General features: G+C 49.6%; 13 protein-coding genes. 5 read left to right on the top strand and 8 right to left on the bottom strand.

Going from position 1 to position 14,231, the window contains the following annotated elements; translation table 11 throughout:
* Positions 1 to 252 precede the first annotated feature (252 nt).
* Positions 253 to 1,242, top strand: coding sequence for a PGN_0703 family putative restriction endonuclease (locus C233_RS0110010; RefSeq protein ID WP_018667456.1), 990 nt, complete (start codon positions 253 to 255; stop codon positions 1,240 to 1,242).
* Positions 1,243 to 1,450: 208 nt separating this feature from the next.
* Here C233_RS0110010 and C233_RS0110005 read toward each other — a convergent pair whose 3' ends face one another.
* From C233_RS0110005 to C233_RS0109980, 5 genes are all read right to left on the bottom strand, one after another.
* Positions 1,451 to 2,722: a PcfJ domain-containing protein gene (locus tag C233_RS0110005; protein WP_018667454.1), complete on the bottom strand. Its 1,272-nt coding sequence runs from the start codon at positions 2,720 to 2,722 to the stop codon at positions 1,451 to 1,453.
* 2 nt (positions 2,723 to 2,724) lie between these two features.
* Complete coding sequence (locus tag C233_RS0110000) at positions 2,725 to 3,153, bottom strand: PcfK-like family protein (protein ID WP_025068911.1); 429 nt, start codon at positions 3,151 to 3,153, stop codon at positions 2,725 to 2,727.
* Positions 3,154 to 3,182: 29 nt separating this feature from the next.
* Positions 3,183 to 3,413, bottom strand: a complete 231-nt coding sequence (locus tag C233_RS0109995; RefSeq protein WP_018667452.1) for a DUF6926 domain-containing protein — start codon at positions 3,411 to 3,413, stop codon at positions 3,183 to 3,185.
* Between the two features lie 17 nt (positions 3,414 to 3,430).
* Positions 3,431 to 3,610, bottom strand: a complete 180-nt coding sequence (locus tag C233_RS0109990) for a hypothetical protein (protein WP_018667451.1) — start codon at positions 3,608 to 3,610, stop codon at positions 3,431 to 3,433.
* A 374-nt stretch (positions 3,611 to 3,984) separates the two neighbouring features.
* A complete protein-coding gene (locus C233_RS0109980; protein WP_018667449.1) occupies positions 3,985 to 4,374 on the bottom strand; it encodes a single-stranded DNA-binding protein in 390 nt (129 codons plus the stop codon).
* Positions 4,375 to 4,651: 277 nt separating this feature from the next.
* On the opposite strand from C233_RS0109980, the gene C233_RS24105 reads away from it, so the two are divergent.
* The 3 genes from C233_RS24105 (at position 4,652) to C233_RS0109965 (ending at position 6,898) form a co-directional block, all read left to right on the top strand.
* On the top strand, positions 4,652 to 4,852 hold the full coding sequence (locus C233_RS24105; RefSeq protein ID WP_018667448.1) for a hypothetical protein: 201 nt from the start codon (positions 4,652 to 4,654) through the stop codon (positions 4,850 to 4,852).
* A gap of 273 nt (positions 4,853 to 5,125) precedes the next feature.
* A complete protein-coding gene (locus C233_RS0109970; RefSeq protein ID WP_051089642.1) occupies positions 5,126 to 5,623 on the top strand; it encodes a LexA family protein in 498 nt (165 codons plus the stop codon).
* Between the two features lie 3 nt (positions 5,624 to 5,626).
* Positions 5,627 to 6,898: a Y-family DNA polymerase gene (locus tag C233_RS0109965; protein ID WP_018667446.1), complete on the top strand. Its 1,272-nt coding sequence runs from the start codon at positions 5,627 to 5,629 to the stop codon at positions 6,896 to 6,898.
* Positions 6,899 to 7,531: 633 nt separating this feature from the next.
* Here the strand turns inward: C233_RS0109965 and C233_RS0109960 are convergent.
* The 3 genes from C233_RS0109960 to C233_RS0109945 form a co-directional block, all read right to left on the bottom strand.
* On the bottom strand, positions 7,532 to 9,853 hold the full coding sequence (locus C233_RS0109960) for a family 65 glycosyl hydrolase domain-containing protein (RefSeq protein ID WP_018667445.1): 2,322 nt from the start codon (positions 9,851 to 9,853) through the stop codon (positions 7,532 to 7,534).
* Between the two features lie 323 nt (positions 9,854 to 10,176).
* Positions 10,177 to 11,544 carry an SLC45 family MFS transporter gene (locus C233_RS0109950; RefSeq protein ID WP_018667443.1) on the bottom strand — a complete coding sequence of 456 codons (1,368 nt, stop codon included), beginning with the start codon at positions 11,542 to 11,544 and terminating at the stop codon, positions 10,177 to 10,179.
* 245 nt (positions 11,545 to 11,789) lie between these two features.
* Positions 11,790 to 12,797: a LacI family DNA-binding transcriptional regulator gene (locus C233_RS0109945; RefSeq protein WP_018667442.1), complete on the bottom strand. Its 1,008-nt coding sequence runs from the start codon at positions 12,795 to 12,797 to the stop codon at positions 11,790 to 11,792.
* 247 nt (positions 12,798 to 13,044) lie between these two features.
* Here C233_RS0109945 and C233_RS0109940 point away from each other — a divergent pair, with 247 nt between their 5' ends.
* Complete coding sequence (locus tag C233_RS0109940; protein WP_018667441.1) at positions 13,045 to 14,229, top strand: glycoside hydrolase family 53 protein; 1,185 nt, start codon at positions 13,045 to 13,047, stop codon at positions 14,227 to 14,229.
* The last annotated feature ends 2 nt before the right edge of the window (positions 14,230 to 14,231 follow it).

The raw sequence follows: 14,231 nt of genomic DNA, 5'->3' as shown, positions 1-14,231 counted from the left end.
CAAACAAAAAAGGAACTTGCCCTTTCCCTATCAGCGGACTTGTACGCCGACGGGGAAAGGGCGTGTTCACGTTTGCCCATGACACGGAAGCCTCGCCGCCGTTTACAGCGGCATGGCTTGCGGCACAATCCGTCATTCCTATGATATAAGTCAAGCCGCCGGCATCGAAGATGGGTATAAAAGGGAGGAAGTGTTAAATATAAATGTATATCAGCAGAAAATATTTATTTTGCAGAAATAATTCATTAAGCAATGACACATCAGAAGTTTAAAGACACAGCTCGCCAGCACCAGATAGACTTCAAAGTGAACGACCACGAAATCAATGTTCCCGCAGACAGATTTCCTGTTCGTTTCATGAAACGTAACGGCAAGGAGTATAGAATAGATGTAAGGAGTTCGCTTACATGGAAAGATGCCGTGGATGAAAACGGTGACTACCGCATATTCTTCAGCGGTTTCCGCCATGAAATCACTGAAATCATCAACCAAATGGAGTTCCCATCGAAAGGGCAGATGGTCACGAACCTATTGCGGAGCGAACATATTCCTTATAACTTGTTTTACCCGATGCGGTATGACTTGGATGGCGCGGCCATGTTATTCAACAGGATATTGGGCAAGAATAAGATAGCGGGCATAGGCAAGATATTGATTGAATACAATCCTGGAGGTTTGCACGACGGAACTTCATTCGATGTTTTCGTGGAATACGACAACAAGTCCGGGCAGAAAGGCGGGATAGGCATTGAGGTGAAATATACCGAAAAGGAATATCCTATAAAACGTGGGACGAAAGAATGGAATGAAACCCACAATGAGGCAGGCATCCATTTAGCAGACAATTACAGAAAGCCGAGCACTGATTGTGGCTGGTTCAAGGAGAAACATATTGGAGATGTGCCGTTTGAAGATGCAGAAGGGATGACACACCATGTGGTAGCCAATCAATATCGCCAGATATGGCGTAACCATATACTTGGGGCATCAATGGTGCTGGGCTTGTGTGACGATATATTGTCTGAATTTACGAGTCTGACTATCTATCCGAAAGGCAATGGGCATTTTTCAGGAATATGGCCAAAATATGAATCCATGCTGACACCATCAGGGCAGGAAACATTCAGACATCTTACTTACGAGGATTTGTTTCATATGATGCAAGAATGCTTTAATGTCACGAAAATCCCCAACCTTAATCAATGGATGGATTATCTCAATAGGCGATACATCATAAAATGAGGCTCTTTCTATAGGTCTATCTCAAAAGCAGAAAGACGGAAAACTATGATTAGTTAGTCAAAGGACGGATACCCACCCATCATGCTCGATTGTATATATAAATGGTAGGTGCGGTCTACAAGTGTTATGTAATGGTACAACAGGAAAACAGCAGGGGAAGCAAGGCACACCTGGTGTTGTACCCGATATGTACCTTGCCTGATGGCGATTAAGTATTTATCCGCTGCCTAATCAAATTCATATTGCTGTTTACAAGGTTGACAATACGGTCGTGGTATTCCGTGTTTTGGTTGCACACGCCACGGCTCTGCACCACGCAAAGTTTCTTCAAGTCCACCTCGACCGTTTCAATGCGTTTGTTTCCGATGGTAGCCGACAATATCAGCGAGTTCTCCTTGCGGTAGTAGGCGTTGGCATATACACAGTGGTGCATCAGCGTACCCTCTTCCGCTATCTCGGCAACACTCTCCAATACTCTGACATTCAGTGTGCCGTCCGTGATGATGATACCGAAAAACTTGCCTTTCTGCAACAGGTAGTCTTTCTCATATTGGGTGGCTTCCTTTCGGCGCAATGCCAGGCATTCACGTTCTTCCTTGCGGTTACGCTGTTTCACCAACTTGTCGTGCTCGGCTTTCAAGTCGGCAGGACAAACATATTTCGGGCTGCGAATGTCCTTGCCCGTCCTCCGCAACAGGTCGATGGTGTCGCACCATATTGAGCCGTCGGGTATGGTGTAGCCGTTGCGCAGGCAGATTTTCACCGATGGCCAATAATTTTCCAAGCGCATTGTGGAGCGCAAGTAATGGCGCAACAACGGGTATTGCCCGGCTTTCATCAAGGTTTCCGCTTTCGGGTCAGTGAGTAAGGCGGTGATAAGCCTTGCAGGTGCTATGCCGTGCAGGTTGCCGTCAAAGCCATTTCTCTGCAACGTATCAATGATAGCGTATTTTGGATAGGTGTCAAATGTTGCAAGGTGTCGGAATACATCTTTTTTATCTTCCCGAATTGCCATTGGAGAGCCAAAGCAGAAACTATCCAAATACCGACCCATTGTGCGCTGTATGGCTACAAGCGTTTGCTTGCCTTTGTCGTTCCACCAATATTGTCCGATTTCTAAAGCGTATGGGTGAACCTTGCAGCCTTTCTCCATTTCCACCACAAGCAGGAACATTCGCAGGGTCTGATACTCTCCGTACTTGTCAAGCAGGGTGAAATAACTCTTTTGCCGTACTTTGCGGACAAGTGTATTATTGACCTCCAGCTTTGCGTGGCACTTCGGGCAGACACAATACCCTGTCGCTTTTTCACTTACCCATTCATGGCCGCAGTCCATGCAGGTTGTCCGACCCTTGAGCAGTCGGTGCGCAAAATGGCTGACGCATTCACGGAATGCCCAAGCAAGCTGTGCCTTGGTCAAGGGGCGGAGCTTGCCGCTTTGGGCAAGCACCGCTTTCTCGAATTTGTTACGTGGTTTCATCGTTAAAAGCCGAATAAGTTAGGTTCTGTATGTTTGGTTTCCTGTGGCTTTGCAGCCGGCTTGCTCTTGCGTTGCTGCATCTTACGCAGTTCCTCAGCTTGGTATTGGCTGATGGCTCTCTGCCGTGCCTCGGCTTTTTCTTCCTCGGTCAGTTCAATGTGCCTGTTGACTATCACACCACAGTTAATGGGTTTGCCAATTTCGATGTTGTCTTCATCAAAGTAATGACAAGCGAGCGAATATACCTCATTGTCACTCATGCCCACACAACCCTCATTGGAAAGTGCTTTGGCTTGGTTGAGTATGAACGTGATGCAATCGTCTATGTTCTTGCCCTCTTTTGCGTAGGAATGGGCAAAAAGTTCGTCCGTCTTGGCTCTTTCATCCAAATAACTTTTGATGGCCTGTTTGAATAGTTCCGTTCCTTTCATGTCAGTCATTGTTTGATGGTTTCAATCGGTTAAAGTATGTCGCAGTCCACTACTTCTGTCGGCAAACCGAAAGCCGGGTAATGTGAAAAATAGGGTTGCGTGCCACATTCATCGTCCATGACGGGTGAAACTACTTGTACGCCCATGTCCTTGTACCAGCGGTCAATGGTCTGTAGTTCTTCATCTGTCAGTCCGCTTGCATCGCCATTGACAAGGTAGCACAGGCTCCATGTCGGTATCTTTTCGGTTGTCTTTTCCATATGGGTATGCTTTGGGGTTAGTCAATCTCTATCTCGTCGGGATAAACCACTATCTCCGCTCCGCTGCTCACTTGGACGATATAGCCTTTGTCGGTCTGTCCGACTATGGTTGCCGAGCGGTAGCCTTTCCACGGGGTCAGCAGCCAGCAATGCTTGCCGTAATCCTCAAAATCTTCTCTGTTGTCGTAATCGTACATATTGGTGTATGTTTTTGATGTTAAACTTTCCCTGTCATCGGTCCTTCTTGCCGTGACCGATTTGGGGTTTTATCGATGCAGCGGCTCGGCTATCGGGAAAGCCTCATGCGGCGGCTTTTGTTGCCAATTACGCTCCGCAAGGAGGAAGAATTTGCAAGAAATCCACTTCAAGCCGCCGCCATCAGGCGCAATGGCCGACCTTTGCATCAGTAAAACCAAACGGTTTCGGCAGAAGGCGGGATAAGAAATAGCCGGTATAACAAGGCTGGTAATGGTAGAACAGGCGGCAGGTCATTTTTAAGAGGGACAAGTCACCAAGTGCATTGAGCACAAAAAAAGCGGCCGAAGCCGCTCTTTCCGGAGATGGAAGAGGTCTATGCTGCCTCCTTCTGTTTCTTGGCGCGGGTCTTGGGTTGGGGCTTCTCGGCCTTCTCCGGTTTCTCCACCGCTTCGTAGAACTTCTTGGCCACGAACTTGATGCCGTTCTGCTTGGTACCGTTCTTGTCGGTCCACTCTTCGGGCTTCAAATAGCCCTCGATGGTGAGCAGCGTACCTTTTTTCAGCAACTCGAACGATGCGCTGCCGCTCTTGCGCCAGGCTTCCACGTTGATGAAGGCGGACACGCGGTTGGTGGCGTTGTCCTTGGTTTCCTTGCGGCCGATTGCCATCGGGAAACGGGCTACATCGTTGTTGGTGAACGTGCGGATTTCAGCGTCCTTTGCTACAAAACCTGTGATGACGAAAGAATTTTCTACTTGCTTCATGACTGTAAGTTTTTAGAAGTTGAACAATTAATTTTTACGGATGCAAGAAGATATTGCAGACATAGGGCAGCACCAAGGGCGGCACGGCAAATACGCAACATTTTATGCGGGGCGGAAAATGTCGGAAGATTTCCGGGGCACGCCATTGGTCAGAACGACAGTGTCCCGTAACCGTCCACGACGGTGCTGCATTATATCTTTGCATCATGGAAAAATATTGTGGCTTCGGTAAACGCACGGCCATGCAAGAAGCAACACGGAAATTCAGTCACAGGTCGTGGTGAAGGATGCCAATAATCTGCCTGCCAAAAGAAACAAGCCCATTCCGATGGCTATGCAACGGGCCAAGGATGAAACAACGATTCCAACCATCGCTTTCATTGTGGAAGCCGCAAGGGTGGAAGCGATACCAATATTGCCAGAAAAAGGCCGCTCTACCATTGGAGAGGATATGCCCGAAGACAAGACTGACGAATAGGAAATGTGGACAGAACGGCTGTGCGTGTACTGTTCCGAAGCTGCGGTGAAGAAATGAAGGAAGGATGCCCATCAACCCAAGTCCAAGATACGAAGGAGGCTAAGTGCATGGCCACTTATCGGGAAAGAGGCCCGGTCGCATTTGGCGAAAGGCAAGCCGGCAAAAGGAGATAAACCGGCGTAAAAGTGTGGAAACTCGTATAATAAGGACAATCACGTGCATAAAAATGGTAATTTTGCAAAGCGAATGGTAATTCAACAAGAAAACAGGGATATGGAAAATTCACATAAAACAGTCAACTACGAGTCAGGAATAGAAAAGGAGGACGGGGTAAGGCTCATCCTTTATTCAGCCGACCTGAGCAGCGAACTGCCGTTGGACTTTGCCGATGGTGGCATCCGTGCAGGATTTCCTTCGCCGGCCCAGGATTACATGACAGAGAGCATTGACCTGAACCGCGAATTGGTGCGTCATCCCGCCACCACGTTCTATGCCCGTGCCGTAGGTGATTCGATGAAGGACTGCGGCATCGACGACGGCGATCTGTTGGTGATTGACAAGGCCATCGACCCGCAGGAGGGTGATATCGTGGTAGCCTACATTGATGGGGAGTTTACATTGAAACGGGTGAAATTCGACCCGCACGCCGGTTGCCTGTGGCTGATGCCTGCCAACAAGGATTACCCGCCCATCAAGGTGACGGAGGAAAACAATTTCATCGTATGGGGCGTATTGACCTACAACATCAAACGCCAATACCGGAGGAAATGAGCCATGTTCGGTCTGGTGGATTGCAACAACTTCTATTGCTCGTGCGAACGGGTGTTCAACCCGGGTTTGCGCACACTGCCCGTGGTGGTGCTGTCTAACAATGACGGTTGCATCATTGCCCGCAGCAACGAGGCTAAGGCGTTGGGCATAGAAATGGGCACTCCGTTCTACCAAGTCAAAAAAATGCTGGAGCGCGAAAAGGTTGCCGTGTTCAGTTCCAATTACACACTTTATGGTGACATGAGCCGCAGGGTGATGATGTTGCTCTCGGAGTTCACGCCCGAATTAACGCAGTATTCCATCGATGAAGCTTTTATCGACCTTACTGGCATGGGCAGCGGAGAAACCTTGCGTGACTACGGCAAGCGCATCGTGCATACCATTGGCAAGGGTACTGGCATCCCGGTGACTCTTGGCATAGCTCCGACTAAGACCTTGGCAAAAGTGGCAAGCAGGTATGGAAAGAAATACAAAGGTTATGGGGGTGTCTGCTTGATTGATACCGAAGAAAAGCGCATCAAGGCATTGCAAGGTTTTGACATCGCCGATGTATGGGGCATAGGCAGACGTTCGGCAAAAAAGTTAGAGTATTATGGGGTCAAGACAGCATGGGATTTCACGCAGTGGAGTGAAAGCCGGGTAAGGCGTTTGCTTACCGTGACAGGCACAATGACATGGAAGGAACTCCGTGGTGAAAATTGTATTGACATCAGCGAACTGCCCGAAAAGCAAAGCATCTGTACCAGCCGTAGTTTCCCCGACAATGGTTTGTCGGAGTTGAGAGTGGTGGAAGAAGCGGTAGCCAACTTTGCTGCTTCATGCGTCCGCAAACTGCGGGAGCAAAAGAGCCGTTGCAGCCAACTGACAGTTTTTGCATACACCAGCCGTTTCCGCAACGATGTGCCAAACCATACCATCAACCACACTGTTTCATTGCCCATGCCCACCAACGACCAGTTGGAGTTAGTGGCAGCAGCCGTGCAAGCACTCCGATCTAAATGGCGTGAGGATGGCAAATACCACTACAAGAAAGCCGGTGTCATCGTGTGGAATATCAGCCCTGATACAGCAGTGCAGGCCATCCTTTTTGATTCAATCGACCGGACAAAGCAAGCTCGTCTTTCAGTAGCCATTGATGCCATCAACCGAAGGAATGGTTTCAATACCGTAAAAGTGGCAGTTCAAGGAACGGACAAACGCTGGCACCTGAAATGTGAACATAAGTCTGCCCAATACTCCACAAACCTCTGCGAAGTCATCAAGGTCAAGGTCTAAGCAATGGCCTTTTGCCTTCCAAAAAAGAAAGGCTGGTGCAACTGGCAAAGTGGTTTAGTCCATTCCTTGTACTATATATACAAGATTTCGATTAAACCTATCTCTTTAAACTGCCAAATAGAGTTGCACCAGCCAAACAAAAATCCTCACCGGAGTAATGCCTTTCCAACAAGTTTAACTCAGTCCTTGTACTATATATACAAGATGTCATTAAACCTAATTATCAGAACTGACGTTTACCGTGAAACAAATACAGTAAGAGGTTTACTCCGTACCTTGTACTATATATACAAGAATACTCTAAACTTATTTTTAAACTTCTGCTTAAGTTATCAAGATAGGGCAGAACATTCAAGCAAGCCCATCAACAAGCATCAGCAAAAATGGCTGAAACTTTTTCTTTTGGAAGGCAAAAAATCAAGTTGAATCCACCACCTTTACCCATCTGACAAGCTGATATTCTTGCTATTGATAAGACAATATTTCCAATCAATATGTTACTTATTTGTTATTTATATTTCTACTATTCTTATTATATTATTGATATTCAATTAAATATATTCTGAGTATTTGTTTGACACTGCTTCTGACACACCCTTTTTCCGTGTATGGTATTTGCGGGCTGCCTGTCCGTCAGGACAGGGGTTGGAGGCCGACGCTCAGGTCTGTGCCTTGCCGCAGTTCGTAGACATCCTGATATACCTGTATGTTCAGCATGTTCCCGGCGGTGAGGCGGATTGTTATCTCTTTGCCTACCCGTATGTGCAGGGTATTGCCCAGGTAGTTTACCTTGAAGGAGTAACCGCTCCACTTTGCCGGTATGACGGGTTCTATCTTGAGCAGGTTGTTCTCTATCTGGAAGCCTGCAAACCCGCGTACAACCGCCAGCCAGCTACCCGGCATGCTGGTGATGTGCAATCCCTGGTCGCCCTCGTTGTTGTAGTCGTCCAGGTCCAGGCGGGTGGCGTGCAGGAATAGCCGGTAGGCTTCCTCCACCTTCCCGATGCGTGCCGCGAGAATTGCATGGATGTGTGGCGAGAGGGAGGACTCGTGCACGGTCATCGGCTCGTAGAACTCGAAGTTGCGGCGGATAGTCTCCGTATCGAAGTTGAAATAATAAAGGTACAGCCCCAACAGTACGTCGCTTTGCTTGATGTAGCACGAACGCAGGATGCGGTCCCACGACCAATGCTGGTTGATAGGCTGCTCGTCGGCGGGAATGGCGTCGGTGCTTTGCAGTATCTTGTCCATGTAGCCGTCGTTCTGGACGAAGATGCCGCGCTCCGGGTCTTCCGGCAGGTACATCCGTTCGATGATGTCTTGCCAGCGCCCGCTTTCTTCGGCGTAGTTCAGGTTGGTAATGCGGCGTACGCGGGCATATTCGTCGGGATATTGCCGGGCTATGATTTCGAGGAAGCTGAGGGTGGTTCTGAGGCAGCGCGTACAGGAGTAGTTAGTGTACCAGTTGTTGTCTACGTTGTTTTCGTACTCGTTCGGTCCGGTAACTCCCAGGATAACGTATTTCTGCTTGGGCTGCGAGAACGATACCCGCTGGCTCCAGAAGCGGCTTACGGCTATCATCACTTCCAGCCCGTAGCGGGCTATGTACTCCAGCGAGCCGGTAAGGGTGGCATGTTGCAGGATAGCGTACACAATGATGCTGTTACGGTGGATTTCCTCGAAGGTAATCTCCCATTCGCTATGGCACTCCTCTCCGTTGCTGGTAACTTGCGGAAAGAGGGCGGCGCCGTTGCCGAACCCCAGCTTCCTGGCATTCTCAATGGCTTTGGGCAGTTGCTTGTAGCGGTACATCAGCAGGTTTTCGGCAATCTTCTTGGGGGTGGAAAGCAGGAAGAAGGGCACGCAGCACAACTCGGTGTTCCAGTAGGTGTTTCCGCCGTACTTCTCTCCCGTAAATCCTTTGGGACCGATGTTCAGGCGCGGGTCGTCTCCCCGGTATGTCTGATAGAGCTGGAAGATGTTGTAGCGTATGCCTTGCTGGGCTTCCGGGTCTCCTTCGATAGTGACGTCGGTTTCGTCCCATATCTCCTGCCAGGCTTGCCGGTGCTCTTGCACCAGGGCGTCCCAGCCGATGTTCTTGGCTTTGCGGGCTTCTGCAACGGATTGTTCTATCAGGTCTTGCCGCTCGTAATAGAGCGAGGAGGCTATGGCGATGTACTTAACGAGTGCTATGGTGTCGCCCGGCTTCACTTCGATGCCTATGCTGAACCCTGCCTGTTTTTCTTTCTCTATCCGTATCGGGTTGGCGAATGTCTCCTTGCCGTTCTTGGAGAACCGGTAGGTCATGGCATAGCATATCTGTGCGTCTTCCCGCCTGGTCTGCGTCCATAGGTAGGCGCAGTCGCTGGTGGTTCCGGAGCGCAGGATGTTCCATATCTTCTCTTGGGGGTGTTCTTCGGTGCGGCCGGCGATGTCTCCGTCGAATATCGGCACGAGGGACATCTTGCCTGCATAGTTGAGGGATGTAACGCTGTATTTGATAAGGCAGAGGTCGGGGCGGGACATGTCGGCGATGTGCTCCACGTGCAGGCGCAGCTTGTTGCCGCGCGGCGAGGTCACCTCCGCATCGCGGTAGGAGATACCTTCTTTCATGTCGAGGCGTCTGTTGAAGCTGTCTACGTACCATTGCGCCAAGTCCAGCTCTTCGTCGATGAGGCGCAGACCGATGCGGCTCCAGTCCGGAGCGTTGGGGATGCGTGTGTAGAATTGCGGGAAGCCGTTTTTCCACCAGCCTACGCGTGTCTTGTCCAGGAATGTTATGCCTGCCACGAACGCGCCGCGGTAGCTGTCGCTGCTGTACGGTTCTTCAAAGTGTCCCCGTTGGCCGAAACGGCCGTTGCCGAGGCTGAATATGCTTTCCGACCACCGCATGCGGTCGGCCTGGAAACTGTCTTCTATGATATTCCATTCATCAGTTTTAAGGTATTTTTTCATGGCAGTCTTTTTCTGTGTTGTCGGCGTAAAGATAAAAAAATAAAAGGATAAACAAATGAGATGCCGCAAAAAGAAACGAGAGGGTGTCGAAACCCGGTTTTAGGGAAGATGAACTTTTAATCTGGAACCGGGTATCCTTTATCGGCAATAAAAAAGCCGTATCGACTCTACTTTGAAGTGCACCCCAAAAGTTTTTGTGTCTAACTTTTGGGGTGCACTTCATTCCGAGTAATGATACGGCTTTTGGGTGTTTACCGGTTACAATCTGTAACTTATCAGGGTGCTCATCTTAGCTTTGACATCCTCGTCCGGGTGGTTTTTTCTCATTTCTCTCCTTTGGTTTCTTTTATCAGGTACACGCAGAAGGCGCCGATAATGAGCATCACTCCCGCCATAACCAGCATGTTTATTTCGGGAGGAAGCATGCCTTCCGGCGTAAACAGTGCCAGGATGCTGCCACCTAATGCGGCGGCTACGATTTGCGGAATACAGATTGTGCCGTTGAACAGCCCGAGGTATGTGCCCATATGCCCGCCGGACAGGGCGTTGGTAAGGATTGTGAAGGGTAGCGCCAGCATCGCAGCCCATGCGCAGCCTATCAGCAGGAAGGAGACGAACAGCACGTATTGGCTATGCACGAAGTAGGTAGATATAAATCCGATACCGCCCAGTACGAGGCTCAGCGAATAGACGAAGCGGCGGTCTTTGAACATCGGTATGCAGACTGCCCAAAGCACGGAGCCGATAGCCTGTACGGCAAACAGCACGCCCACCCAGTTGGCAGCTTCCTGGTATTGCAGGCTTTTGGTGTCGAGGACTACTTTGCCGATTCCGTTTACCATGTGTTCCACGGTGGGGGCATCGAACACATTGGCGGCTATGCTGCCGTTGGTGTAGGTCCACATGAACATGAAGGCGAACCAGCAGAAGAACTGTACCAGTCCTACCGTCCAGAAGGCTTTAGGCGCCTTGACCAGCAGTTTCAGCATATTGATTTTCTCGTGTTCCTGTGCTTCCGTAATGCCGTGGTATTCGGCATATTCAGCGGGCGGCATTTCCTTGACCTTGACTGTCGTATAGATAACACAGAATATCAGAATGGCTGCGCCGATGTAGAACGAGTAGATTACCGAGTCGGGAATTACTCCCTGTGGCGCCGTATTGCTGATGCCCACCCATGCGAATACGAACGGGAACAGGTAACCCACCAGGCTGCCGGCATTGCATAGGAAGCTCTGGATAGAGTAGGCGAGTCCTTTCTGCTTTTCGTTTACCATATCGCCCACCATCATCTTGAATGGCTGCATCGCCATATTGATAGAGGTGTCCAGGAACATCAGCGACACCAGTCCGAAAATCATCGCCGTGCTCACCGCCATGCCGAAACTGCCGGCGTTGGGCAGCAGGCACATTACGAGCACCGCAATCAGCGAGCCGATGAACAGATAGGGGATGCGGCGTCCGAACCGTGTCCATGTCTTATCGCTGGCGGCTCCTACAATGGGCTGCACTATGATGCCTGCCAGCGGCGGTAATATCCAGAAATAACTTAAACTGTGCGGGTCTGCTCCCAAGGTGGAGAAAATACGGCTGATGTTGGCGCTTTGAAGGGCATACGCAATCTGCACGCCGAAAAAACCGAAGCTGATGTTCCACAGTTTCCAGAAACTTAAATCGGGTTTTACTTTCATTGCTCTTTCGTTTTTATGGTATTGGTTTATAGATACTCAGTAAATTTAGAACACAGAGGCACAGAGACACGGAGGTGCGGGAGTACGGAGGTACAGAGGTGCAAGAGTCATAGGGACGGGATATAATGGCAAGGAAGCACAGAGGCACAGAAACATGTACTCTTTTCTCCTTAAACATGGCGCGGCTTTCCTACCGGAAAAAAGCCTCCGTGTCTCTGTGCCTCTGTGTTCGATTAGTTGCGTTCTCATTTCGTCGTCCCTCTTACAACGAGGTTGGTGCGTACAATCTTATTGGTACTCTTTTCCTCGTTTCCTTCCAGTTTGTCCGTGAGGATGCCGAATGCGCTTTTGCCTATTTCCTCTCCGTGTTGCTCCACCGTAGTCAGTTTCGGGTCGGTGCTTTGGGCAATGGCGCCGTCGGTGAAGCCGCAGATAGAAACCTCGTCCGGCACTTTCAAGCCGACGAGCTTGCAGGCGTACAGTATGCCCGCTGCCGTTTCGTCGTTGATTGCGAAGAATCCGTCGGGGCGGTTGTCGCTCTCCAGCAGGTCGGGGGTTATGGCAATGGCGCGTTCGCGGTTGTCGCACAGCTTAATCATGCTGTCGTCTACGGGAATTCTGTATTTTTTCATGGCGTCCAGGTAACCGTTGCGCCGGTTCTTCGTAATTTCCAGGTGAGGGTCTGCCCCGTAGAAAAAGATGCGTTTGCAGCCCGTTTGAATCATGTATTCCACGGCGGCAAACGAGCCGGCGTAGTCATCTACCACCACCCGTTCGGTTTTCAGTCCGGTACAGATGCGGTCGTAAAATACAATCGGAATGTCGTTGTTCAGCAGTTCCTGGTAGTGCCCGTATTGCTCCGTGTTCTTGGCAAGGGAGGCAATCACGCCGCATACGCGGGCTGTGAGGAAGGAGTGGACTATTTTTACTTCCTGCTCGTACGATTCATTGCTTTGCGCCACGATAATGTTGTAGCCCGCCTCTGCCGCTGCCGTCTCGATGCCGCTCAGTACGCACGAGAAGAAGTGGTGCACCAGTTGGGGCACGATTACGCCGATTGTATTGCTGCGGCTCGAACGGAGGTTGACGGCGAGCACATTGGGCTTGTAGTTGTGTTCGCGCGCATAGGCGTGGATAAGGTCGCGGGTTTCCCGGCTGATGTCAGGATTGTCTTTGAGCGCTCTCGATACGGTGGAAGGAGAAACGTTCAACGCCCGGGCAATATCCTTGATAGTTATCTGCGGTTTGTTCATCAGTATTATTCTTTTTCAGCCAAAGGTAATAAAAAAGGAAGATGTACGAAGGTCGCAAGCCGGCATTCTTATTCTATCCTGCTGCAAAAATAGCAGAATGGACTTAATAAAACTTTTCTATTGATATATATCGGATTATAAGTTTGTGCAAACGATTGCATATGCTGCGATGCCGACAAAATGCGGTCATACCCGTACATATAGGCGTAAATTCATTATATTTGCTTCGTATATATAAATTAAGACTATGAAACGCATTGAACTTATCACTTTCTTTTTAGGTATCGCTTGCCTTTTTCTCGCATGCAAGAATAGTACCGGTAATGAACGCGAAAATACATCGGAAGCACCGGAACAGGTTGCCGGCGCTACCGATGATTATTTTGCTAAAGGAGCCGATATCAGTTGGGTTACGGAGCTGGAAACTGCCGGACACCGCTTCTATAATGCCTCTGGCAAGCAACTTGAGTGTACTGCCCTGATGAAAGAGTGCGGATTGGATGCAATTCGCCTGCGTGTGTGGGTAGACCCAAAGGAGCATGGCAATTGGTGCAATACGCCTGATGTCGTAGCAAAAGCCAAGAGGGCGAAAGATTTAGGTATGGATGTAATGATAGATTTTCATTACAGCGATTGGTGGGCAGACCCTGCCCAGCAGAATAAGCCTGCCGCATGGAAAGGCAAGAGCCTGCCGGAGTTGAAAAAGGCTGTCAGCGACCATACGGTCAGTGTACTTCAGGCATTGAAGGCGGCGAGAGTTTCTCCCAAATGGGTGCAAGTAGGCAATGAAATACGGCCGGGTATGCTGTGGGACGAGGATGCGGCACTGAGCGGTGCATCGTATGATGTGAAGGAGCGCGATTTGAAAGACGCTCCGGCAACAGCTTCGGATAAAGTGGTGTATCCCACGAACTGGAAGAATTTAGGCGATTTTATCACTACGGGATACGATGCGGTGAAGTCGGTCTTTGCCGATGCGATTGTTATCGTTCATTTGGATAATGGCTGGGACAAAGAACTGTTCAACTGGTTCTTCGATGAGCTGAAGAAAAACAATGGGAAGTGGGATATGATAGGTATGTCGCTTTATCCCTATTGGACAAGGGTGGATAAGCCGGATTATACGGCTGATGACATCATTACCGATTGTATGGATAATATCAAGACATTGGGCGCCAAGTATGATTGCGACGTAATGATAGTGGAAACCGGCGTGGAATGCGGTGACGATAAAGGGAATTTGGCAAGCGAGTCTGTGCTTGCCGAAGGCAGGCGGCAATTGGAACGCATTGTGAAAGAGAGCAAGGAGAATACCGACGGACGTTGTAAGGGAGTATTCTACTGGGAACCGGAGTGCAAGCCGAGCCAATATCGTTTGGGAGCATTTACTGCCGACGGACGTCCTACGGTGATTATGGATGCTTTTAAGTAATT

Origin of the sequence: Bacteroides gallinarum DSM 18171 = JCM 13658 (assembly GCF_000374365.1) — a bacterium.
GTDB lineage: Bacteria > Bacteroidota > Bacteroidia > Bacteroidales > Bacteroidaceae > Bacteroides > Bacteroides gallinarum.
The sequence above is the reverse complement of the archived record's forward strand: the minus strand, read 5'-3'. Positions and strand labels throughout refer to the sequence as shown.

What these genes read in the sequence shown, in the direction of transcription:
- C233_RS0109980 (WP_018667449.1), bottom strand. Translation starts at nt 4,374, where the DNA reads ATGAAGCAAGTAGAAAATTCTTTCGTCATCACAGGTTTTGTAGCAAAG.
- C233_RS0109950 (WP_018667443.1), bottom strand. Translation starts at nt 11,544, where the DNA reads ATGAAAGTAAAACCCGATTTAAGTTTCTGGAAACTGTGGAACATCAGC.
- C233_RS0109965 (WP_018667446.1), top strand. Translation starts at nt 5,627, where the DNA reads ATGTTCGGTCTGGTGGATTGCAACAACTTCTATTGCTCGTGCGAACGG.
- C233_RS0109970 (WP_051089642.1), top strand. Translation starts at nt 5,126, where the DNA reads ATGGAAAATTCACATAAAACAGTCAACTACGAGTCAGGAATAGAAAAG.
- C233_RS0110010 (WP_018667456.1), top strand. Translation starts at nt 253, where the DNA reads ATGACACATCAGAAGTTTAAAGACACAGCTCGCCAGCACCAGATAGAC.
- C233_RS0109960 (WP_018667445.1), bottom strand. Translation starts at nt 9,853, where the DNA reads ATGAAAAAATACCTTAAAACTGATGAATGGAATATCATAGAAGACAGT.
- C233_RS0110000 (WP_025068911.1), bottom strand. Translation starts at nt 3,153, where the DNA reads ATGAAAGGAACGGAACTATTCAAACAGGCCATCAAAAGTTATTTGGAT.
- C233_RS0109940 (WP_018667441.1), top strand. Translation starts at nt 13,045, where the DNA reads ATGAAACGCATTGAACTTATCACTTTCTTTTTAGGTATCGCTTGCCTT.
- C233_RS0110005 (WP_018667454.1), bottom strand. Translation starts at nt 2,722, where the DNA reads ATGAAACCACGTAACAAATTCGAGAAAGCGGTGCTTGCCCAAAGCGGC.
- C233_RS0109990 (WP_018667451.1), bottom strand. Translation starts at nt 3,610, where the DNA reads ATGTACGATTACGACAACAGAGAAGATTTTGAGGATTACGGCAAGCAT.
- C233_RS0109995 (WP_018667452.1), bottom strand. Translation starts at nt 3,413, where the DNA reads ATGGAAAAGACAACCGAAAAGATACCGACATGGAGCCTGTGCTACCTT.
- C233_RS0109945 (WP_018667442.1), bottom strand. Translation starts at nt 12,797, where the DNA reads ATGAACAAACCGCAGATAACTATCAAGGATATTGCCCGGGCGTTGAAC.